This is a genomic window from Janthinobacterium sp. OK676 (assembly GCF_900103595.1).
Lineage (GTDB): Bacteria > Pseudomonadota > Gammaproteobacteria > Burkholderiales > Burkholderiaceae_D > Janthinobacterium.
This window is the reverse complement of sequence record NZ_FNHA01000014.1, coordinates 100414-121502: the sequence shown is the minus strand read 5'-3', so window position 1 is coordinate 121502 and position 21089 is coordinate 100414. Positions and strand designations below refer to the sequence as shown.

Sequence of the window (21089 nt, the reverse complement as noted above, 5' to 3'; positions counted from 1 at the left end):
CGTCATTACCCCTGACGTTTTGCGGGCCATCGGCGCCATCAAGGACTGAACCATGCCGGCGTCCCTTATCGACAATCACTTGTCCTTCCTGCCTGCCGCCGAGATTCTGGCCGCGCGCGACAAGGACATGCCGACGCCACCAGGCGCCGGGCATGCGCTGGCCGCCATCGCCGAAGCCAAGGCCCAGCTACGCAGCATCAAGCCGCGCAACCTGGCGCCCTTCATGGCCCAGGCCTGGGGATTGTCGCCGCGTGGCGCCCGCCGTTCCGTGCTGATCGCCGCCGGCATGGACGCCGACCGCTGGGAATCGCCCATCCACTCCTTTACCGAGGAAGAGCGCATCGAGCTGCGCGCCGCCACCTCTGCCGCTATCCGTGTGTACGAAAGACTGTTGAATGCAATCTAAACAAATCCTGCTGCCTGACGCCCAGCGTCACGAAGCCTTCTTGCGATCCGCTCAGTTCGCGCCCGAGCTGGCCCGCATCCCGTTCAAGTGGCGCAACCGCGTCATCACGGCCGCCATGGCCAAGATGGCCTGGTCGTCCTGGTACAAGGTCTACGAATCCATCGCCACCAGCTTTTTGCGCGAGTTTGCCGAACAGTACGTGCCGGCTGGCGTGGACCTGTCGCAGAGCGACGCCGACATCGTGGCCACCGCTGAACGCGCAGCGGCCGGCGTGACCAAAATGCTGTGGATGGCCGTGTCCGACACGCACGCCCTGCAGATCATGGAAGACGAATGCGCCTCGTATGGCATCGAGCTGCCCGAGTTCGACGTGCTGGCCGACACCATCGCCCGCCTGGTGGACGCCCGCTGGTGGCGCCGCCAACTGCGCAAGCGCGTCAAGCGCGCCTTTGAAGCGGGCAATATCCGTCTGGGCTACGTGAACTATCGCGCCGAACCCTATGCAAGCAACGACGCGGTGCTGTCGCGCCTTGCGCAAAATCGCCGCAACGCGGCAGCGCTGGCCGCCACGCTGGTGCAAAACGAAAACGGCCAGCAATTCAGCATCGCCGAGCTGGCCGAGAAAACGACGGCCAACAAGGCCATCCGGCGCGGCGAGCTGATGCTGCGCATCAACGGCTTCGAGCAGATCGCCCGCGAGTGCGGCGACCAGGGCATTTTTATTACCTGGACGTGCCCATCGCGCTTTCACGCGATGCAGCACAGCGGCAAGCCAAACGACAAGTTCGACGGCTCCACGCCACGCGAGGCGAATGCGTATTTGGGCAAAATGACGTCGCTGTGCCGCTCCGCGCTGGCGCGCCGGGGTATTGGTCTGTACGGCTTTCGCATCGCCGAACCCCATCACGACGGCTGCCCGCATTGGCATCTGCTGCTGTTCGTGCGCCCGACCGCGAAATACAAGACGGCCCACCTGCTGGACGTGGCGGGCCGCGCCATCCGCATCATGAAGCGCTACGCCTGGCGCGTGGATCGAGGCGAACCCGGCGCCTTCGCGCGCCGCCTGGACGTGAAACGCATCGACTGGGCCAAGGGCAGCGCCGCCGGCTACATCGCCAAGTATGTGGCCAAGAACATCGACGGCGTGGCCGAGCACAAGACAAAAGAAGGCTATGTCGTCACAGCCGACACCGAAGGCGATGTCGAGCTGACGCCATCGGCGCGCGTCGAGTCCTGGGCTGCATGCTGGGGCATCCGCCAATTCCAGCAATGGGGCGGCGCGCCCGTCACCGTGTGGCGCGAACTGCGCCGCATCGAGGAAAGCATGCTCAACGAAGCCCCGGCCGCCATGCGCCGCGCCTGGGACGCCGTGCAAAAGATCGACGGCGAAAAGCGCGCCTGCTGGGCCGAATACCTGCGTGCCCAGGGCGGCGCCCTGGTGCCGCGCAAAGAGCTGGTCGTCACCCTGGCCAAGGACGAAAAGACCGTCATCGGCCGTTACGGCGAAACCCAACGCATCACGCCCTACGGCGTGCGCTGCAGCGACCTGATCGGCGTCGTCTTCAAGTCCGTGCGCCATACGTGGACGCCAGTACAGGCCACAGGCGCTCGCGCGGTGGCTGTTGGGGTTGCCGTTCCTCGGACTCGTGTAAATAACTGTACGCACCCCGACCGCCCTGCCCCGGCCACGCCGTCGGCGGCGCCCGTGCCTGACCTGCCTGACGAGGCAAAAACAGCCGTCATTGCCGCCTGGGCGGCCGTCAACGCCTGCCCTTATCCCCGGCTGATCGTCACCGACAACCCACCCCATGAAGGAAATGGCACATGAGCACCTATGCCGTGATCGTTCGCACGCAAACCGAACGCTTTGAATTTTTTGAGGTTGCAGCATCCAGCGGCGACGTGATCGACGCCGCCATCGACCGCTACGGCGTGTGCGGCGTTACCGCCAAACTGAAAGGAGCACCGCAATGCTGACCACCCTGACCAATTCGCCGCGGCAAGTCGCCTTGGGCGACCGCGTGACATTCGATACCGACGAAGGCTATCAGGCCGGCACCGTCAACGACCTGCGCCGCGACGTGGGCAATGGCGAGCTGCATGCGTGGGTGGAGCTGGATCACCAGTGGGCAGGCATGTTCCGGGCAGTGCCGCTGGGCGCCATCAAGGCGGTCAAGAAGGAAACCGCGCCTATCGGGTGCCCAGCATGACAGCTTCCCGCATGGACAGGACATTCCTGTTCGACGGCCCGGGGGTTATTTCGTTCAGCGGTGGCCGTACCAGCGGCATGATGCTGTGGATGACGATTCAAGCCTACGGCGGCACGCTGCCGACTGACGTTGTGGTGTGCTTCGCCAACACTGGCAAGGAAGAGGAAGCGACCCTTGAATTTGTACGCGACTGCGGCGAGCGCTGGGGCGTTCCCATCGTCTGGATAGAAAACCGTCCTCGCAATGAAACGCGCGGCAAGGAATTTGCCATCGTGAACTTTGCAACGGCCAGCCGCAATGGCGAGCCATTCGCTGATCTGCACGACGAAAAGAAATTTCTTCCGAACCCTGTTGCGCGCTTTTGCACGGCGGAACTCAAGGTGCGCCCGATGCAGCGCTACTTGAAATCGATAGGCCTGATCGAGTGGACCACGTTTATCGGCATGCGCGCCGACGAGCCCTTGCGCGTGGCGCGGCTGGCAAACCAGGATTACGGCAAGCACGAAGTGAAAGAGGCACCCTTGGCGGCGGCAGGCCTGACCGTGGCCGACGTCAGCGCGTTTTGGGCGGAACAAGATTTTGACCTGGGCCTGCCGAACATGAGCGGCAAGACGATGCACGGCAACTGCGATCTGTGCTTCCTGAAAGGCGGCAACCAGGTGCTATCCCTGATCCGCGAAAAGCCCAGCCGTGCCCTGTGGTGGATACAGCAGGAAAAGAACGCTCAGACGGCAGGATCAGGTGCTGGCGGCTGGTTCCGCAAGGACAGGCCCAGCTATCAGGCGATGTATGACATGGCGATGAATCACGGGGAGCTGTTCCCCTTCGATGATGCCTTAACCGATTGTGGATGCACGGATTAGAACGGAGAGTAAAAAATGGACCAATACAAAGAATTCTGCCGGCTGCGCGACTACCGCAAGCCTGGCGTCGAAGTAGCACACCACACCGAGGCCGAAGCATTCGCCTTGGCGGTGCAAAGCAAAGCCAGCCATACAAAACCAGCCCAGCGCAAGAAAAACCAATCCACGAAAGGTAAAATCCAATGAACGAAGACCGAATTATCTACCGCCAGGACTTATACAAAATGCTGGGCGTCACCTCGGAGACGCTGCGCAGATGGGTGAAGGAAAACAAGCTACCGCCAGCGGACGTTGCCATCACCCAGCGCACCCTGGGATGGCGCCTGTCAACGCTCCAAGCTGCTGGGATCAGGCTGCTTTAACAGCCAGTCAGCGAAGGCCTGAAGCATCACGCGGCGCTGCTTCAGGTACTCCGCCGAATTGTAGACCCCGCGCACGCCGCCGTCCTTGTGCGCGAGCTGCACCTCGACGTGATCCGAGTTGTATTCGTGCTCGTTCGCCCAGGTGGAGCCGACCTTGCGCCAACCGTGGCCGGTCATCTTGCCCTTGAAGCCGATACGGTGAATGAGGTAAAGAATCGCGTTTTCACTCATGGGGCGGCTGCCGCCCCGATCATTCGGGAAAACATAGATGCTGCCGCGCGAACGCAGCTTCATTTCAGCCAGCAGTTCCAGCGCCTGCGAAGACAGCGGCACCAGGTGCTCGCGGCCCTTCTTCATGCGCTTGCCCGGTATCCGCCAGACTTCGCCCTCCACTTCCGCCCAGGTCATGCGCCGCAGCTCGTCCGTGCGCGTCCACGTCAACGCCAACAGCTTGCAGGCCAGCACAGACTGAATTTCATCTTCCAGGTCCAGGCGCTCCATGAATGGATGCACCTCGGCCAATGCCAGGGCGGCGAACCCTTCGCGCGGCTTGCGGGAAAAGGCGACCTTCGAATTGATGTTCGATGCAGGGTTCTCCTCGCAGTGGCCATGCTGGATGGCCCAGTCAAGAACCTGGCCCACCCACATGCGCACCCGCCGGACATACACGGAAAGGCCGGCGGCATCCATCGGGCGCAGCGCGGCCATCAAGTCTTCCTTGGTAATTTCACGCACCGTTTTCGCGCCCAGCGTCGGCGAGACGTACATGGCCAGCGCGCGCAGTGCATTTGCCTTGTAGCCGGCGCTGATGTCCGTGCGGCCCGCCCAGTAGGTATCGATTGCGGTATCAAGGGCAATGGATGGGCTGCTTGTCTTGCGCTTGGGCTTGAGGTCTTCCCCGTCGATCAGTTTCAACCGCAAAACATCCCGGCGCTCGCGGGCTTCCTTGAGACCGATCAGGGGATACGGGCCGATGACGGCAGTTTGCTGCTTGCCCTCGTCGTTACGATAGGCCATGCGCCAAACCTTGTTTCCGCTTGGCAGGACTGCCAGCATCAGGCCGTGGCCATCGAAGAGCTTGCGCAGCTTGCCATCGTTTGGCGTTGCGCGGCGGCAGTCTGCGTCGGTAAGGGTATTGATGGCCATGCGATATCCTGTAGGTACGGTTTTGAGAAAAACCGCATCATACCTACAATTTAGCCTACGCATCATTCTGCGAGAGCGTTTTTGGATATCACCGAATCTGTGACTCGGCGGGACAAAAATCAAGCTAAGTCGTTGATTTTCAATGAAATTCGGTGGAATATAGGTTGAGTATACTCACGAATTTTTTATGTACTTGGCGGAAGCGGTGAGATTCGAACTCACGAACAGTTTAACCCGTCGCTAGTTTTCAAGACTAGTGCCTTCAACCACTCGGCCACGCTTCCAGATGGCAGCATTATACATAAAGGTCGGTGGCTTACCAATGGCTAGCACCGTTTGCCTGACAGGAAAGAGCGGGCACGCTTGCCTTATACGCCCCAGTTTTCCCGCAGCGCGCGCTCGAACTCTCCCGCCGGCAGCGGGCGCGAGAACAGGTAGCCCTGCACTTCGTCGCAGCCTGAGCTCTTCAGGAAGGCCAGTTGCTCGGCCGTTTCCACACCTTCCGCGATGACTTTATGGTGCAGCTGCTGGGCGATGCTGATGATGGTGCTGGCGATGGCGCAGTCGCTGGCGTCGGTGGGGATGCCGGTGGTGAACGACCGGTCGATCTTTAATGTATCGATGGGAAAGCGTTTCAGATAGGACAGGCTTGAGTAGCCGGTGCCGAAATCGTCCAGCGACAGGGCCACGCCCAGGGCCGTGATGCGGTCCATGATGCCGATCACGCGCTCGATGTTGTGCATCAGTGTGCTTTCCGTGATTTCCAGTTCCAGCCAGGCTGCTTCCAGGCCGTAGCGGGCCAGGGTCGCCGCTACCCTGGCGGGCAAGGCTGCCGTGAATTCGCGGGCGGAGACGTTGACGGCCAGGCGGATCGGCGGCAGGCCGGCCAGTTTCCACGCTTGCGCCTGGGCGCAGGCCGCTTCCAGCACCCATTCGCCCACTTGCACCACCAGGCCCGTCGATTCGGCCAGGGGGATGAACTCGGCGGGCGGGATCATGCCGTGCTGCGGGTGGTGCCAGCGCACCAGGGCTTCGGCGCCGATGATGCGGCCGCTGCCCAGCGCGTATTTCGGCTGGTAGTGCAGCAGCAGTTGCTGTTCAGACAAAGCCTGGCGCAAGCCTGTTTCCAGGCGCATGCGGGCCTGCATGCCCACATTCATGTCCTGGCTGTAGAAGGCCACGCTTTCCGCTTCGCCGCCGCTGTCCTGCTTGGCGCGGTACATGGCGATGTCAGCCAGGCGCAGCAGGGTTTCCGCGTCGTGCGCGTCCTGCGGATAAACGCTGATGCCGATGCTGGCGCCCACGCGCAAGTCGTGGCCTTCGATCAGGAACGGCTCCACCAGCGAGGCCAAGAGCTTTTGCGCCACCATGCTCGCTTCGAAATGCTGGCCGATGTCGAACAGGCCGACGGCGAACTCGTCGCCGCCCAGGCGCGCCACCAGGTCCTGGTCGCGCAATACCTGGCGGAAACGCAGGGAAACCTGGCGCAGCAGTTCGTCGCCGATGCGCCGGCCCAGGGTGTCGTTGATCAGTTTAAAACGGTTCAGGTCGATGAACAGCACGCAGCCGAGCATCTTGCTGCGCTGCGCCACGGAGAGGGCCTGGTCGACCAGCTTGGCCAGCAAGGTGCGGTTGGGCAGGCTGGTCAGCGGGTCGTAATAGGCCAGGTGGTGCAGCCGCTCTTCGGCCAGCTTGCGTTCCGTGATGTCGGTCAGGTAGGCGATGAGTCCGATGGGCTTGTCGTCCAGGTCTTGCAGCGGCGACAGGGACAAGCTGGCCCAGAAGATCTCGCCCGACTTCTTTCGGCGGCGCACCTCCATCAGGCGCCCTCCCTGCTCCAGGAAGGCGTCGTGGAAACCCGTGTCTTCGTCGTCGTACAGGAACAAAATGTTGCGCCCCACGGCTTCCACCGAGGTGTAGCCGAACAGGCGCTCGGCGCCCTTGTTCCAGCTCGTGATGTAACCGGTCAAGTCCATCGTCAGTACGGATTCGTGCAACTGGTCGAGGATTTGCGTCTGCTGCGCCAGCAAGGCTTCGACTTGCGCGTAGGCATGAGTCGAGCGTTGCGCCAGCGAATGGACCTGCAGGACGCCGGCCGTCAACGAGGCCAGGCTGGCCAGGTGGCGGCGGTCGGCGTCGTTATACAGCGGGCGGCCGGCCACGGCGTAATGGCCGAAACAATGGCCGTCGAAACTGATTTCCTGCAGCAAGGCGGGCGTATCGCGGGGAAATGGCGCCACCGGCGCGGCGGCGTCCGTGCTGGCCGCGGGCAGGAACTGGCCATGCGGGCTGGCCATCACGGTGCTGGCGATACGGCCCAGCTCGGCTACCAGCGCTGGGCCGCGCAAACGCACGACGGCGTCGCACAGGGCGGCGCTGTCACCAAGGAAATCCGACACCGGAAACAGGGCCATGCTAGATATTCCGGCTGACCTGGATGGCCCATTGGTAGGCCTGCAGCAGGCTGCGCCAATAGGTTTCTCCATCGATGCCGGCGCGGCGCAAGCCCTCGGGCGACGGCGTGGCGCTTTCGACCAGCGCCAGCAAGGTGCCCAGCTCGCCATTGCGTTCAAGCAAGGCGGCGCTCACTTCGGGCGCCAGGTTCAGGGTGGCGATGATCTCTTCCATCGGCATGCCCAGCAGGACGTCGAGCAGCGAGAACACGCCCGCCATGAAGGCCAGGTCCTGCGCGTCGCGGTCGCCGCCGCGCAGCTGGCACAGCGCTTCCATCTGCGCCGCGCGCACGGCCGCCAGCGGCAGCAGCGCGTGGATCTTGCCGTCATCTTGCTGGCGCGCATACAGCAGCAGTTGCAGCCAGCGCTGCAGCTGGCGCCGGCCCAGCAGGGTGATGGCCTGGCTGAAGCTGGTAATGGGCGCCGTGAAACCGAAGGCGGCTGAATTGACCAGTTTCAACAAATGATAGCTGAGGGCCGGGTCTTGCTTGAGCGGCACTTCCAGCTCGTGCGCGTCGGCATCGCGCGCCAGCAGGCCCAGCAGCGCCAGCAGGCGCTTGCGCGACGTGGCGTCTTCCGACTCGCCTTGCTGGCGCGCATGCTGCAAGGCGTAATCGCCGGCAAACCAGCTGACGCCAAGTTCTTGCAATGCGGCAATCTGCCCCCCATCGGCGATGTTGTAGGCCAGGTGCGGCCCCGGCAAGGGCAGCAGCTGATGCAGGGCCGGGCGGGCGCCGGCCGCGTCAAAGCTCAGTGCGCGCGCGTCGACTTGCGCCGCCACCACGGGACTGGCATCGGCGCCATCAAGATGGATGCGGTAGCCGGCGTCGCGCCATTGCCGGCATTTTTTCTGGAGTTGCTTGTCGCCGGCAAGCTGGGCCGGCAAACGGAAGATGGTGCGTTGCGGCGCCAGTTGCGCCAGCACGGCCTCGTCCACGCCATGCGGGTCGGCCAGGGGAATGATGCAATCGAGCGGCGCCAGGAAGGCATACGCATCGGCGGCGGCCAGCGCCGCCAGCAGCGGCGCCGTCGAGGCCTGCGGCACATGCAGGGTGACAGCGACCCACTCGTTATGAGCATTGGCCACTGCTTGTAATCCCACCAACGGAAACAGGTTTGATTCAGACGCTGACATCGGTATCTCAGTGTGGGTAGGGCGCCATAGTAAATAAACTGACCAGCATTGGCAACCCTGGCCCGACAGGGATGCCCTCGACAGCGAGAATCATTCTATCCGAATCTCACCCACGAAACAGTTTAATTTTGGCAATAAATTTTCAAAAAGAACATTCCCCCGCGAGACCCGCCTGGCATGCGGCTTAGGCAACAACATGGCGCGGCGCACGCAAGCTCAGGCGCTGCCGCCGTGAGCGTGCTCGACCGCGTATTTGATCAATTCGGCCTGCCCTTCGATGCCGAGCTTGCGCTTGATGTTCAGCCGGTGCGTCTCCACCGTGCGCACGCTCAGGTCGAGCGCGCGGGCGATCTGCTTGTTCGCCTGGCCCGCCGCGATGTGCTGCAGCACCTGCTGCTCGCGCGTGGTGAGGAAGGAATCGTGGACTTGCGGACGAGATAGCTGCCGCGCCAGGGCGGCGCTGTAATAAATGCCGCCGGACATCACCGTTTCGATGGCGAAGACGATGTCCTTGCCGGGGGCATCCTTGAGCACATAGCCGCGCGCGCCGGCGGCGATGGCTTGCGACACATATTCGAGCTTGTCGTGCATGGACAGGATCAGCACGGCGATCTGCGGAAACGCCTGCTTGAACAGTGCCGTCGCTTCGATGCCGTTCGTGCCGCGCATATTGATATCCATCAACACGAGATCCACCTGGTGCGCACGCGCCTGATTCAATGCTTCATCGGCGCCGCCCGCCTCGGCCACCACGTCGAAATGCGCCACCGCTTCCAGGCGCGCGCGCAAGCCGTCGCGCACGAGGGGGTGGTCGTCCACCAGCAGTATCTTGATCGTGTCCGTCATGGTTTTCTATTTTAATGTGTGGAAGAAAGCTCGAGCCGCGCCAGCACCACGGTGCCGGACGGTGACGAGGTGATGCGCAGGCTGCCACCGATGGCTTCCATGCGTTCCGTCATGTTGCGCAGGCCGATGCCGCGCTGCGGATGCAGGGCGATACCGTCGAAATCGAAGCCGCCGCCATTATCCCCGATGCGCAATTCCACGGCCTTGCCCGCCTCGTGCAAGCTCACTTCCACGCCGCGGGCGTGGGCATGGCGCTCGCAATTGGTCAGCGCTTCCTGGGCAATGCGGAACAGCACGGTATTGACCATATCGGGCAAGCCCTCGCCCGCCGCCGCCGGACTGGCCGTGAAACTGGCTTGCGCGCTGCTGCTGTCATTAAATTCATGCACGAGGTGGTCGAGCGCGGCGGCCAGGCCCAGGTCATCCAGAATGGCCGGGCGCAGGTTGTGCGAAATGCGCCGCACCTCGCCCAGCACCTTGTTCAGCTGCTCGGCGGCCCGCTCGAAGGTGGCCGGCGCCTTGTCTTTCTGCTCGGCATTGCCGGCCAGGCGCGCGATGCCCGCCTCGATCTGCAGCTTGATCGACACGAGCCACTGGCTGATGCCGTCATGCAAGTCGCGAGACAGCCGCGCCCGCTCCTCCTCCTGCGACTCGACCACCCTCTGCGCCAGCACTTTCAGCTTGGCGTCGGCCACGCGCAATTCGCGCAAGTTCAGTACCAATCCGCAGGCGGCCACCAGCAGGGAGCCGAGGATGGCGATGGCGGCGATCAGCTCCATGGTCGAGCGGATGTTGCGCGACTGCTGGGCGTCGACCTTGGCCAGCGCCTGGTCCACGTCGTCCATGTAGATGCCGGTACCCATCATCCAGCCCCATTCCGGCATCAGGATCACATAGCCGAGCTTGGGCGCGGACTTGTTCGTCGACGGCTTGATCCAGTTGTAGCGCTCGAAACCGCCGCCGCTCCTGGCCCGCTGCATCAGGCGCTGGATGGTCAGATTGCCTTCGGCGTCGCGCAACTGCCACAGGTTCTGCCCCACCAGTTCAGGCTGGCGCGGATGCATCAGCGACTTGCCCTGCAAATCATAGATGAAGAAATAGCCGTCGTCGCCATAGCTGAGGGCGGACAGGATGCGCTTGGCCTCCTCTTGCGTGGCGTCATCCTTGCGCCCCGACTGGTACAGGGAAGCGATGGAATGGCTGGCCAGGGTCACGTAATGCTTGAGTTCGGCTTCCTTGCTGGCCAGATACGCTTGCTGGATGGTGGCGCGCTGCTGCTCGGCCAGGGTAATCGCCTGGTGCCGCACGGCAAACGCGATCGCGCACAGGGCGAGGATGAGCGGCGTGAGGGCCAGGAAGATGACTTTCTGTCTGAGTTTCATGGCCTGGCGCTCCGGCGGCGTCGATGCTGGTGGGAATGCGTGATTTTACGTCGCGGCGCGGCGATCGGTCTGCGTAGTAATACTGAGCGTTACTGCGTAGTGCTGCGCTTGCATCGATTATACGATTCCTGAATACTCGCCATAAGCTGCAGATACACCCGATTCACACCCAAACTGGCGACGACCAGGCTCGGCAGCACACATCATCGCACGGCACAGCGCCCGTCACATCTCTGGAGGAAGCATGAACCGCATTTTCAAACAGCTCGGCTGGGCAGCGCTTGCGCTGGCAGGCGCCGGGTCCCTGGGCGTCGTCGCCCTGCAACGTGGCGAACCGATCAGCGCGATCTGGATCGTCATCGCCGCCGTCTGCGTCTATCTGATCGCCTATCGTTTCTACAGCCTGTTCATCGCCGACAAGGTGCTGAGCCTGGACCCGCGCCGCATGACGCCGGCGTTCAAGCACAACGATGGCCTCGACCATGTGCCGACCAACAAATATGTGCTGTTCGGCCACCATTTCGCAGCGATTGCCGGCGCCGGTCCCCTCGTCGGCCCCGTGCTGGCCGCGCAGATGGGCTATCTGCCCGGCATGCTGTGGATTCTTGCTGGCGTCGTGTTTGCCGGCGCCGTGCAGGATTTCATCGTGCTGTTCATTTCCATGCGCCGTGACGGCCGCTCGCTGGGCGACCTGATCAAGGCTGAACTGGGCGAGATTCCCGGCATGATTGCGCTCTTGGGCTGCTTCATGATCATGGTCATCATCCTGGCCGTGCTGGCATTGATCGTCGTCAAGGCGCTGACCGGCTCCCCATGGGGCAGCTTCACCGTGATGGCGACGATCCCCATCGCCCTGTTCATGGGCGTGTACTCGCGCTTCATCCGCGTGGGCCGCATCGGCGAAATTTCCATCATCGGCTTCGTCCTGCTGATGCTGGCCATCATCGGCGGCCAGTACGTGCAGGAACACGCCGTACTGGGCCCGATGTTCACGTTCACGGGCACGGAACTGACGTGGATGCTGATCGGCTACGGCTTCATCGCCTCGGTCCTGCCCGTGTGGCTGCTGCTGGCGCCGCGCGACTATCTGTCGACCTTCCTCAAGATCGGCACCATCCTGGGCCTGGCCATCGGCATCATCGTCGTCGCGCCTTACCTGAAAATGCCGGCCATGACCAAGTTCATCGACGGCTCCGGCCCCGTCTGGTCGGGCAATCTGTTCCCCTTCCTGTTCATCACGATCGCCTGCGGCGCCGTCTCCGGCTTCCACGCCCTGATTTCCTCGGGCACCACGCCGAAGATGATTGAAAACGAAAGCCACGCCCGCTTCATCGGCTATGGCGCCATGCTGATGGAATCGTTCGTTGCCATCATGGCCCTGGTGGCCGCCTCGACCATCGAGCCGGGCATCTATTTCGCCATGAACAGCCCGGCCGCCCTGATCGGCACCACGGCCGAGTCGGCCGCACAGGCAATCTCGCAATGGGGCTTCTATGTGACGCCGGACATGCTGACGCAAACGGCCAAGGACGTTGGCGAGCACAGCATCATCTCGCGCGCGGGCGGCGCACCGACCCTGGCCGTCGGCATGGCGCAGATCCTGTCCGGCGCCATCGGCGGCAAGGCCATGATGGCCTTCTGGTACCACTTCGCCATCCTGTTCGAAGCGCTGTTCATCCTGACGGCAGTCGATGCGGGCACGCGTGCCGGCCGCTTCATGCTGCAAGACTTGCTGGGCAGCTTCGTGCCAGCGCTGAAACAGACGGAAAACGTCATCGCCAACCTGCTGGCGACGGGCCTGTGCGTGGCGGCCTGGGGCTACTTCCTGTACCAGGGCGTCGTCGATCCATTGGGCGGCATCAACACCCTGTGGCCGCTGTTCGGCATCGCCAACCAGATGCTGGCGGCCATCGCGCTGATCCTCGGCACGTGCGTGCTGTTCAAGATGAAACGTGGCCAGTATGCATGGGTCACCATCACGCCGACGATCTGGCTGCTGCTGTGCACCCTGACGGCGGGCTGGCAAAAGATTTTCGACGCCAATCCGCGCGTCGGCTTCCTCGCGCACGCCAAGAAATACTCGGCGGCACTCGATGAAGGCACCCTGCTGGCGCCGGCCAAGTCGGTGGCGCAGATGCAGCAGATCATCTTCAACGATTACCTGGACGCCGGCCTGGCCGCCTTCTTCGTGGTGGTCGTCGTCAGCGTGCTGTTCTTCGGCATCCGCACCATCATGAAGGCGCGCGCCGACAGCCGTCCAAGCACCAAGGAAACGCCGTTCCAGGCCTTGCCCACGGTGCAATGATGATAGCCGATATCATCAAGGCTGGACGGTATCTGGGGCAAAGCATGCGGCTCATGTGCGGCTTGCCCGAGTACGACACCTATGTGGCGCACCGGGAAGTCACCCATCCCGGCGAGCCGATGATGACGTATGAAGAGTTCTTCCGCGAACGGCAGGAAGCGCGTTATGGCGGCGCCGGTAAGCGTGGTGGTTGTTGCTAATACCGGGCCAGCACCGGGGTCAGACCCGCCGGGTCTGACCCCAGCTTCTCAGGGGTTTAACCGTGTAAGCCCCAAAGCAAATACTGGGGTCAGTCCCTGCGGGATCGACATGTGCCCCATTGGGGCACATGTCCCCGAAGGGTCCGACCCCGGCCATATTTAGTTCCCCTCCCCCTCTCCTCCCTTAGACCCACATCAATATCATGGTGTGTCTTCGCGTCTATATTTTTCCAATAGGAAATTAAAAAACAGTCAACAGGCCGACCGGAGAAGCGCCGCCACCATGTTCAATTTTCAACGCTCCAGCATCAGCCAGAAGCTGACCATGATTTCGGTACTGTCGTCGGGCTGCGCGCTGCTGCTGGTGTTCGTGGCGTTTGCGCTGACGTCCGTGCTCAGCCACAAGGACGATGAAGGCAAGCAGCTGCTGTCGCTGGCGGGCGTGATCGGTGCGGCCGGCGCGGCGCCCCTGCTGGCGGGGAAATCGGCACAGCCGCAGGCGGAACAGGTGCTGGCCGCGCTGGCCGCGCGCGACGAGGTCGCCCAGGCAGCCCTGTTCGACCGGGGCGGACGCCTGTTCGCCCTGTACCGGGCACCGCAGCATGCCGATGGCCTGGCGGCACCGGAAGACCTGGACCCAACCCTGCTGGCCGACATGGCCGTGCAGCCCCTCACGCAAGGCACGGGCACGGCCCTGGCGCCCGCGATGCGTCTGTACCGTCCCGTCTACCGGCCAGGCGAGCAGCAGCAGCTGATCGGCGCCGTGCTGATCGAGGCCGACCTGAACCACATGTGGCGCGACATCGGCCGCCACGTGGGCGCCATCGGCGGCGCCACCGTGCTGTCCTTCCTGATCGCCGTGTTCCTCGCGCGGCGCTTCAAAAGCGTGATCGCCGAACCCATCACCAAGCTGATCGACACGGCGCAAAAAGTATCGAGCAGCCAGACCTACAGCCACCGCATCGCGCACCAGCGCAGCGACGAGCTGGGCGTGCTGATCGACAGTTTCAACGACATGCTGGCGCAGATCGACAGCCGCGACAGCACCCTGGCCAACTACCGCGACCAGCTCGAGCGCCAGGTGGGCGTGCGCACGGCGCAGCTGGAAAAGGCCAAGGACGCGGCCGAGGCGGCCAGCCAGGCGAAAAGCGCGTTTCTTGCCACCATGAGCCATGAAATCCGCACGCCCATGAATGGCGTGCTGGGCATGACGGAGCTGCTGCTGGCCAGCCCTTTGAGCCCGCAGCAGCGCCACTACACGAGCATGGTGCAGCGCTCGGGACAGAATTTGCTGGTGATCATCAACGACATCCTCGACTTTTCCAAGATCGAGGCAGGCAAGCTGAGCGTGGAATACATCCGCTTCAATTTCCGCGAATTGCTCGACGATATAGAACACGTGTTCGCGCCGCAGGCGCAAGCGAAAAACATCAGCCTGGAATTCGACATCGCGTACGACATTCCCATCGCCATCTGCGGCGACCCGAACCGTTTGCGCCAGATCATCGTCAATCTGCTGGGCAATGCCATCAAGTTCACGGAAACGGGCAAGGTCACCGTGAAAGTGACCGTCTGCAGCGAAGACGCGCCCAGCGTGGGCTTGCGCTTCGAGGTGCACGACACGGGCATCGGCGTATCGAGCGAGGCGCAGACGCGCATCTTCGAATCGTTCTCGCAGGCAGACGGCTCGACCACGCGCAAGCACGGCGGCACGGGCCTGGGGCTGACGATCTCGAAGCAGCTGGTGGAGCTGATGGGCGGCACTATCGGCGTTGATAATGCTTTAACGCAAGGATCGATCTTCTGGTTCGAAGTAAATTTCGATAAGCGGCGGGTCGACAGCGACGACCCGTCCTTCAACCTGAAAACCACGCGAGGATTACGCGCCTTGATCGTCGACCACACACCGGCCACGCGCGCCGTGCTGGAGCGGCAACTGGCCAGCTGGCACATCGTCAGCGACAGCGCCGGCACGGCCGGCGACTGTCTGGCCAAGCTGCACGCGGCCGCCCAGGCGGGCACGCCGTATGGCGTGGCCCTGCTCGACATGGAATTGCCGCGCACCAGCGGCCTGGCCCTGGCCGCCACCATCAAGAGCGACCCGCTGCTGGCCGACCTCAAGCTTCTGCTGCTGAGCACGGAACCGGCGGCGGCCGACCCGGTGCAGCGGCGCGAAGCGGGCGTGGCCTTCCAGCTGATCAAACCGGCCCGCGAATGCGACCTGTTCGACTGCATCGTCACGCCGCCGCGCGCCAGCGATAGCCTGCGCATCCATCCACCGCACACGGGGCGCCATGCCGTACGCCACCCCGGCCGGCGCCAGCGCCGCCGCGTGCTGCTGGCCGAGGACAATCCCGTCAACGTGGAAGTGGCGCTGGCCATGCTCGACAGCCTGGGCCTGGACGTGGTCTGCGCGCGCAATGGCGAGGAAGCCTTGCAGGCGGCGCAGGCCGAGGATTTCGATCTGATCCTGATGGATTGCCAGATGCCCGTGATGGATGGCTTTGCCGCCACGGAGGAAATCCGCCGCCACGAACAGCAGTGCGGCCACGCGCGCGTGCTGCCCATCGTCGCCATCACGGCCAATGCGCTGCAGGGCGACCGCGAAGCGTGCCTGGCGGCCGGCATGGACGATTACCTGAGCAAACCGTTCACGCAGCAGGACCTGGGCCACACGATCGCGCGCTGGATCACCCTGCCGCGCGCAGCCACCGTGCACCACAGCGAAGCGCCGGAGCTGCTGACGCCACCAGCGGCGCCGCCCCTCACGCCCGAAGCCGCGCCCGAGACCGCGCCCGCCGGTCAGCCGCTGAACCGGCAGGCGCTGGAAAACATCCGCGCCCTGTCCGGCACCGACGGCGATGCGCTGCTCGAGCGCGTCATCCTCGCCTTTGCCGGCGAGACGCCGCGCCAGTTGACGGCCATGCGCGAGGCGATTGCCGGCGCGGATGCGGAAGCGCTGCGCAAGGCGGCGCACAGCCTGAAGTCAAGCAGCGCCAACGTGGGCGCCGACGGCCTGGCGCAGCTGTGCAAGGAAATGGAAAAACTGGGCCGCGCCGGCAGCACCGAGGGCGCAGCTGCCCTGCTGCGGCAGATGCGGCAAGCGTTCCTGACCGTACGCGAATCGCTGAACGCCATCCTCGTGAAGGAACACTGACATGACAGCGCCCCTTTCCCCTCTCCGCGGCCTGGTGCTGGTGGCCGACGACGATCCCGTGATGCGCCTGCTGATGCGGCAAATGCTCACGCAGGTGGGCCTGGACGTGATCGAAGCCGAAGACGGCGTGCAGGCGCTGGCCAGCTACAAGCACAGCGGCCCGGACCTCGTCATGCTCGACGTCGACATGCCGGCCATGGACGGCTTTGCCGTGTGCCGCGCAATCCGCCACCAGGAAGTGGGCGGCACGGTGCCCATCATCATGGTCACGGGCGGCGACGAGCTGGAAGCCGTCACGCGCGCCTACGAGGTGGGCGCCACCGACTTCATTTCCAAGCCCATCAACTGGCCCATCCTCGGACACCGCGTGCTGTACGTGCTGCGCGCCAGCGACGCCATCGCCCGCCTGCGCATCGCCGACGCGCACAACCGCGCCGTGCTGGCCGCCATCCCCGACACTTTCTTTCGTCTCAACCGCGAAGGCTTTTATCTCGACTACGAACAGGGACACGACGCCAGCGCCGGCTTTTCCCTCAGCGACTGCGTGGGCAGCCATATCCGCGACGTGCTGCCGCCCGAAATCGCCGCGCGCCTGCTCGACCAGGCGCACGCCGTGCTGGCCACGCAGCACATCGGCTCGGTCGACTACACGCTCACGCACGAAGACAGCACGCGCCATTTCGAAGCGCGCCTGGTGGCGACGGGGGCCGATGAAGTGCTGGGCCTGGTGCGCGACATCAGCGAGCGCAAGCGTACGGAAGAGCAGATCCGCCGCCTCGCCTATTGCGACAGCCTGACGGGCATCCCCAACCGGCAAGCGTTCCTGGAAACCCTGGAGCGCGAACTGGTGCGCTCGAAAGAGCACGACAAGAAATTCGCCGTGCTGTTCATGGACCTCGACGCCTTCAAGCGCATCAACGACACCCTGGGCCACGACGTGGGCGACCATTTGCTCAAGGTCGTGTCCGAGCGCCTGCGCGAAACCATCCGCCCCAGCGACCTGGTACTGCGTGCCGAGCACGACTTTGAAGCCACTTTCCGCAGCAGCAACCTGGCGCGCCTGGGCGGCGATGAATTCACGATTTTGATACCCGACCTGGAGCGCGTGGAAGACGCGCTGAACGTGGCGCATCGCGTAAAAGAAGCCATGCGCCGGCCATTCATGATCGAGGCGCACGAGATTTTCGTCACGGCCAGCATCGGCATTTCGCTGTATCCGGAAGACGGCGAGGATTGCAATTCGCTGCTCAAATATGCGGACACGGCCATGTACCACGCGAAGAACTGCGGCAAGAACAACGCCAAGCTGTACAGCTCCTCGCTGACGATGGAAATCATGAGCCACGTCAAGATGGAAGTGGGTCTGCGCAAAGCCTTGCAGAACAACGAGCTGTATTTGCTGTACCAGCCGCAGATCGACGTGCCCAGCACGCAGATCGTCGGCGTGGAAGCGCTGGTGCGGTGGCGCCATCCGGAACGGGGCATCATCTCGCCCACGGAATTCATCCCGCTGGCCGAAGAGACGGGGCTGATCGTGCCCATCGGCGAATGGGTGCTGCGCACGGCGTGCAACCAGGCCAAGGCGTGGCAAAACGGTAGCGGGCGCGCCATCCGCATGGCCGTCAACCTGTCGGCCAAGCAATTCAAGGATGAAAACCTGATGCAGATCGTGCTCTCGGCCCTGGCCGACACGGGCCTCGATGCGCGCCTGCTGGAACTGGAATTGACGGAAGGCACCTTGATGGACGATGCGCGCGCCACCATGGCGACCCTGGAGCAATTGCGCGGCATCGGCGTGTACCTGTCGATCGACGACTTCGGCACGGGCTATTCGTCAATGAATTATCTGAAACGCTTCGACGTGCGGGCATTAAAAATCGACAAGAGCTTTATCGCCGGCCTGCCGCAGGATGCGGAAAACGCGGCCATCACGCGCGCCATCATCGCCATGGCGCATGGCTTGAAGATGGTGGTGGTGGCCGAAGGCGTGGAAACGGACGAGCAGCTGGTGATGCTGGAAGAATACGGCTGCGACATGGTGCAAGGCTATTTCCTGGGCCACCCGTCGCCGCACGACACGATCACGGCCATGCTGGCCAGGCAGGCGAAGCAGCTGGCCAGCGTGGAAACTAGAGCACTTCGAAGGCAAGGATTTGCGTGACTTGCTGCGGATTAAAATTGTCGTCGGAAATCAACACCAGGCTGCGGCGGCCGTTTTCCAGACGCGGCCCCCAGCTGATGCCTTCGATATTGTCGATTCTTTTGAGACCGGTCTTTTCCAGGTCCAGCAACAGGCGCTTGCGCGCCGGCACGTAAGCCGCGCCCGCCAGGGCCGGCATGGCCTGCACATCAGTGGCGCCATCCGTTTCCATTTCGTAGATGCGCACGTGGTTGGTGTAGACGCCGTCCGCGTTGGCCACGCCGGCCCGCTCCACCACCAGCAACTGGTGATCGTTGACGGCGAGGATTTCCGACACGCCATTGTCCGCCTCGCGCCCCGGCGCGGGCCGCGACGCGATGGGCTCGATAGCATACGCGTACTGGCCCAGCACGGTACCCGCGCGGTCCAGGCGCGTGATGCGCACGACGGAGCCATGGTCGGGCGTGGCCAGCGGGCCATCCTGGTACAGGGCCGCTTCCATACCCAGCCACAAACTCTTGCCATCGCTGGCAAACGACAGCGCTTCAAAACTCATGTTGTTGCGCGATCCCGTTGCTTCCTGCGAGACCTTGAACATGGCAGGCGTGGGCAAGGTGGCCAGGTAGTGGCCGCCGCTGTCGGCGTGGCGCACGAACGGGTGCAAGCCCACCTTGCGGTTGCCTTCGCTGCCGTACCACAGGCTGCCGTCCTGCGGATCGACGCGGATGGTTTCGATGTCGGCCACCTGCTCGCCCTGCTCCAGCTTGGCATGCGCCAGATTCGGATAGCGGCTGCCGTCGGGTTGCGTGAAGAAATGCACGCTGTTCAAGGTCACGCCCGTAAACGCCTTGCTGTCGTAATTCAAGGTGGCACGGTAGAAACGGGCCGGATTGATTTCCGAGCGGTCATCGCTTTCCATCACCCAGCTCTTGTTGGCCGCATCGTAATCGATGCCGGACAAGCCGCCTACGGTGGTGCCCTCGAACGCCTGCCTGAGCGCGATGCGCTGCTCGCCGATCAGGCGCAGGCCCATAATCGGCGCGTCGTGGGGGAAGCTGGCGCAGGCGGAGAGGAGGATAGTGCTGGATGCCAGGACAAGCGCACGGTGCAAAAAACGATGCATGATAAATATCAGATGAGTTGCGTAGGTCGGCTTAGCGCGAAGCGCGTAAGCCGACAACATTGTTAACTTGGCCGGTGGTGGCGTCGGATTACGCGGCGTGCCGCCGCTAATCCGACCTACCTTGCCGACATCATTCCACTACACCACCCCATCGGCCTTCAGCCGCGCGATGGCGGCGGCATCAAATCCCAGCGACGCCAGCACCTCGTCGTTATGCTGGCCCAAGGTCGGCCCCAGCCATTGCGTCTTGCCCGGCGTGGCGGACAGTTTCGGACTGATGGCGGGCAATTTGACGGGCGTGCCGTCGGGGAACTGGTGCTGTTCGAACATCTCGCGGGCAAGGAATTGCGGGTCGCTCATCATGTCGCGCACGGAGTAGATTTTGCCGGCCGGCACGTCGGCTGCCTTGAGCACGGCCAGCGCGCTGTCTATCGTGTGCGTGGCGCACCAGGCGCCGATGGCGTCGTCGATTTCCTGCGTGCGCGCCACCCTGCCGTCATTGCGCGCCAGTTGCGGGTCGCCCGCCATGTCGATGCGACCCATGGCCAGCATCAAACGCTTGAAGATGGCGTCGCCATTGCCGGCAATCACGATGTTTTCGCCGTCGCCCGTCGTGTAGGTATTCGAGGGCACGATGCCGGGCAGCGAGCCGCCCGTGCGCTCGCGCACGACGCCCGCCTGGTCGTACTCGGGCACCAAGGATTCCATCAGGTTGAACACGGATTCGTACAGGGCCACGTCGACCATCTGGCCTTCGCCAGCGGCCGCCCCGCCCGTCACGTCCCGGTGGCGCAAGGCCATCATGGCGCCGATCACGCCGTGCAGGGCCGCCACGGAGTCGCCGATCGATACGCCGACGCGCACGGGCGGACGGTCGGCAAAGCCGGACACATAGCGCAAGCCGCCCATCGACTCGCCGATGGCGCCGAAGCCGGGCAAATCCTTCATCGGGCCCGTCTGGCCAAAGCCGGACAGGCGCACCATGATGATGGACGGTTTGATCTGCTTGAGCTGTTCGTAGCCGAGATCCCACTTTTCCAGCACGCCGGGGCGGTAGTTCTCGATGATGATGTCCGCTTCCAGGGCCAGCTGGCGCGCGATGGCGCGCCCTTCCGGCGACTTCAGGTTCAGGGTGACGCTTTTCTTGTTGCGCGCCTGCACCGACCACCACAGCGAGGTGCCATCCTTCAGCACGCGCCAAGTACGGATGGGGTCGCCGCCATCGGGCGACTCGATCTTGATCACGTCGGCACCGAATTCGGCCAGCATGCGGGCGCAGAACGGCCCCGCGATCAGGGTGCCCAGTTCCAGCACTTTAATGCCTTGCAATGGACCAGTGGTCGCGGAGGATTCTGTCATGT

General features: G+C 63.5%; 18 protein-coding genes and 1 tRNA gene. 11 read left to right on the top strand and 8 right to left on the bottom strand.

Annotated features, from left to right (window positions below; translation table 11 throughout):
- Window positions 1-52 precede the first annotated feature (52 nt).
- The 7 genes from BLU39_RS29070 to BLU39_RS29270 are packed head-to-tail and all read left to right on the top strand — an operon-like array spanning window position 53 to window position 3841.
- Window positions 53-406 (top strand): hypothetical protein, encoded by a 354-nt coding sequence (locus BLU39_RS29070; protein WP_254789054.1) that lies wholly within the window; start codon window positions 53-55, stop codon window positions 404-406.
- Complete coding sequence (locus tag BLU39_RS24150; RefSeq protein WP_092717950.1) at window positions 396-2234, top strand: replication endonuclease; 1839 nt, start codon at window positions 396-398, stop codon at window positions 2232-2234. The genes BLU39_RS29070 and BLU39_RS24150 overlap by 11 nt, the downstream gene beginning before the upstream one ends.
- Window positions 2231-2383, top strand: coding sequence for a hypothetical protein (locus BLU39_RS28725; RefSeq protein ID WP_175539401.1), 153 nt, complete (start codon window positions 2231-2233; stop codon window positions 2381-2383). Before BLU39_RS24150 ends, BLU39_RS28725 begins: the two co-directional genes overlap by 4 nt.
- On the top strand, window positions 2377-2616 hold the full coding sequence (locus BLU39_RS24145; RefSeq protein ID WP_092717948.1) for a hypothetical protein: 240 nt from the start codon (window positions 2377-2379) through the stop codon (window positions 2614-2616). The genes BLU39_RS28725 and BLU39_RS24145 overlap by 7 nt, the downstream gene beginning before the upstream one ends.
- The gene (locus BLU39_RS24140; protein ID WP_254789053.1) at window positions 2613-3479 is read left to right on the top strand and encodes a phosphoadenosine phosphosulfate reductase domain-containing protein; all 867 of its coding nucleotides are present in this window, start codon (window positions 2613-2615) and stop codon (window positions 3477-3479) included. Before BLU39_RS24145 ends, BLU39_RS24140 begins: the two co-directional genes overlap by 4 nt.
- Before the next feature lie 15 nt (window positions 3480-3494).
- Window positions 3495-3665 (top strand): hypothetical protein, encoded by a 171-nt coding sequence (locus tag BLU39_RS28720; protein WP_175539400.1) that lies wholly within the window; start codon window positions 3495-3497, stop codon window positions 3663-3665.
- Window positions 3662-3841: a helix-turn-helix transcriptional regulator gene (locus BLU39_RS29270; protein WP_096234494.1), complete on the top strand. Its 180-nt coding sequence runs from the start codon at window positions 3662-3664 to the stop codon at window positions 3839-3841. Before BLU39_RS28720 ends, BLU39_RS29270 begins: the two co-directional genes overlap by 4 nt.
- On the opposite strand, the gene BLU39_RS24135 is transcribed toward BLU39_RS29270, so the two are convergent.
- The 6 genes from BLU39_RS24135 to BLU39_RS24110 form a co-directional block, all read right to left on the bottom strand.
- A complete protein-coding gene (locus BLU39_RS24135) occupies window positions 3806-4987 on the bottom strand; it encodes a tyrosine-type recombinase/integrase (protein WP_175539399.1) in 1182 nt (393 codons plus the stop codon). The two genes, BLU39_RS29270 and BLU39_RS24135, sit on opposite strands and share 36 nt — an antisense overlap.
- A gap of 194 nt (window positions 4988-5181) precedes the next feature.
- Window positions 5182-5271 (bottom strand) — tRNA-Ser (locus BLU39_RS24130).
- A gap of 84 nt (window positions 5272-5355) precedes the next feature.
- Window positions 5356-7401 (bottom strand): putative bifunctional diguanylate cyclase/phosphodiesterase, encoded by a 2046-nt coding sequence (locus BLU39_RS24125; protein ID WP_092717939.1) that lies wholly within the window; start codon window positions 7399-7401, stop codon window positions 5356-5358.
- A gap of 1 nt (window position 7402) precedes the next feature.
- The gene (locus tag BLU39_RS24120) at window positions 7403-8527 is read right to left on the bottom strand and encodes an EAL and HDOD domain-containing protein (protein ID WP_314608211.1); all 1125 of its coding nucleotides are present in this window, start codon (window positions 8525-8527) and stop codon (window positions 7403-7405) included.
- A 264-nt stretch (window positions 8528-8791) separates the two neighbouring features.
- A complete protein-coding gene (locus BLU39_RS24115; protein WP_092717934.1) occupies window positions 8792-9421 on the bottom strand; it encodes a response regulator transcription factor in 630 nt (209 codons plus the stop codon).
- Between the two features lie 11 nt (window positions 9422-9432).
- Window positions 9433-10803, bottom strand: a complete 1371-nt coding sequence (locus tag BLU39_RS24110) for a cache domain-containing protein (protein WP_092717931.1) — start codon at window positions 10801-10803, stop codon at window positions 9433-9435.
- A gap of 244 nt (window positions 10804-11047) precedes the next feature.
- Here BLU39_RS24110 and BLU39_RS24105 point away from each other — a divergent pair, with 244 nt between their 5' ends.
- From BLU39_RS24105 to BLU39_RS24090, 4 genes are all read left to right on the top strand, one after another.
- The gene (locus tag BLU39_RS24105) at window positions 11048-13108 is read left to right on the top strand and encodes a carbon starvation CstA family protein (RefSeq protein ID WP_092717928.1); all 2061 of its coding nucleotides are present in this window, start codon (window positions 11048-11050) and stop codon (window positions 13106-13108) included.
- Window positions 13108-13308, top strand: a complete 201-nt coding sequence (locus tag BLU39_RS24100; protein WP_092718220.1) for a YbdD/YjiX family protein — start codon at window positions 13108-13110, stop codon at window positions 13306-13308. The genes BLU39_RS24105 and BLU39_RS24100 overlap by 1 nt, the downstream gene beginning before the upstream one ends.
- 283 nt (window positions 13309-13591) lie before the next feature.
- Window positions 13592-16465, top strand: a complete 2874-nt coding sequence (locus BLU39_RS24095) for a hybrid sensor histidine kinase/response regulator (RefSeq protein ID WP_092717926.1) — start codon at window positions 13592-13594, stop codon at window positions 16463-16465.
- Window position 16466: 1 nt separating this feature from the next.
- Window positions 16467-18626: a putative bifunctional diguanylate cyclase/phosphodiesterase gene (locus tag BLU39_RS24090; protein WP_092717923.1), complete on the top strand. Its 2160-nt coding sequence runs from the start codon at window positions 16467-16469 to the stop codon at window positions 18624-18626.
- Here BLU39_RS24090 and BLU39_RS24085 read toward each other — a convergent pair.
- Together BLU39_RS24085 and BLU39_RS24080 are read right to left on the bottom strand one after the other, a co-directional pair.
- Window positions 18595-19728, bottom strand: a complete 1134-nt coding sequence (locus tag BLU39_RS24085; protein ID WP_092717921.1) for an esterase-like activity of phytase family protein — start codon at window positions 19726-19728, stop codon at window positions 18595-18597. The two genes, BLU39_RS24090 and BLU39_RS24085, sit on opposite strands and share 32 nt — an antisense overlap.
- A gap of 138 nt (window positions 19729-19866) precedes the next feature.
- Complete coding sequence (locus BLU39_RS24080) at window positions 19867-21087, bottom strand: CaiB/BaiF CoA transferase family protein (RefSeq protein WP_092717918.1); 1221 nt, start codon at window positions 21085-21087, stop codon at window positions 19867-19869.
- Window positions 21088-21089: the final 2 nt, after the last annotated feature.

What these genes read in the sequence shown, in the direction of transcription:
- BLU39_RS24095 (WP_092717926.1), top strand. Translation starts at nt 13,592, where the DNA reads ATGTTCAATTTTCAACGCTCCAGCATCAGCCAGAAGCTGACCATGATT.
- BLU39_RS24145 (WP_092717948.1), top strand. Translation starts at nt 2,377, where the DNA reads ATGCTGACCACCCTGACCAATTCGCCGCGGCAAGTCGCCTTGGGCGAC.
- BLU39_RS24150 (WP_092717950.1), top strand. Translation starts at nt 396, where the DNA reads ATGCAATCTAAACAAATCCTGCTGCCTGACGCCCAGCGTCACGAAGCC.
- BLU39_RS29070 (WP_254789054.1), top strand. Translation starts at nt 53, where the DNA reads ATGCCGGCGTCCCTTATCGACAATCACTTGTCCTTCCTGCCTGCCGCC.
- BLU39_RS29270 (WP_096234494.1), top strand. Translation starts at nt 3,662, where the DNA reads ATGAACGAAGACCGAATTATCTACCGCCAGGACTTATACAAAATGCTG.
- BLU39_RS24080 (WP_092717918.1), bottom strand. Translation starts at nt 21,087, where the DNA reads ATGACAGAATCCTCCGCGACCACTGGTCCATTGCAAGGCATTAAAGTG.
- BLU39_RS28720 (WP_175539400.1), top strand. Translation starts at nt 3,495, where the DNA reads ATGGACCAATACAAAGAATTCTGCCGGCTGCGCGACTACCGCAAGCCT.
- BLU39_RS24090 (WP_092717923.1), top strand. Translation starts at nt 16,467, where the DNA reads ATGACAGCGCCCCTTTCCCCTCTCCGCGGCCTGGTGCTGGTGGCCGAC.
- BLU39_RS28725 (WP_175539401.1), top strand. Translation starts at nt 2,231, where the DNA reads ATGAGCACCTATGCCGTGATCGTTCGCACGCAAACCGAACGCTTTGAA.
- BLU39_RS24100 (WP_092718220.1), top strand. Translation starts at nt 13,108, where the DNA reads ATGATAGCCGATATCATCAAGGCTGGACGGTATCTGGGGCAAAGCATG.
- BLU39_RS24105 (WP_092717928.1), top strand. Translation starts at nt 11,048, where the DNA reads ATGAACCGCATTTTCAAACAGCTCGGCTGGGCAGCGCTTGCGCTGGCA.
- BLU39_RS24110 (WP_092717931.1), bottom strand. Translation starts at nt 10,803, where the DNA reads ATGAAACTCAGACAGAAAGTCATCTTCCTGGCCCTCACGCCGCTCATC.
- BLU39_RS24115 (WP_092717934.1), bottom strand. Translation starts at nt 9,421, where the DNA reads ATGACGGACACGATCAAGATACTGCTGGTGGACGACCACCCCCTCGTG.
- BLU39_RS24125 (WP_092717939.1), bottom strand. Translation starts at nt 7,401, where the DNA reads ATGGCCCTGTTTCCGGTGTCGGATTTCCTTGGTGACAGCGCCGCCCTG.
- BLU39_RS24085 (WP_092717921.1), bottom strand. Translation starts at nt 19,728, where the DNA reads ATGCATCGTTTTTTGCACCGTGCGCTTGTCCTGGCATCCAGCACTATC.
- BLU39_RS24135 (WP_175539399.1), bottom strand. Translation starts at nt 4,987, where the DNA reads ATGGCCATCAATACCCTTACCGACGCAGACTGCCGCCGCGCAACGCCA.
- BLU39_RS24140 (WP_254789053.1), top strand. Translation starts at nt 2,613, where the DNA reads ATGACAGCTTCCCGCATGGACAGGACATTCCTGTTCGACGGCCCGGGG.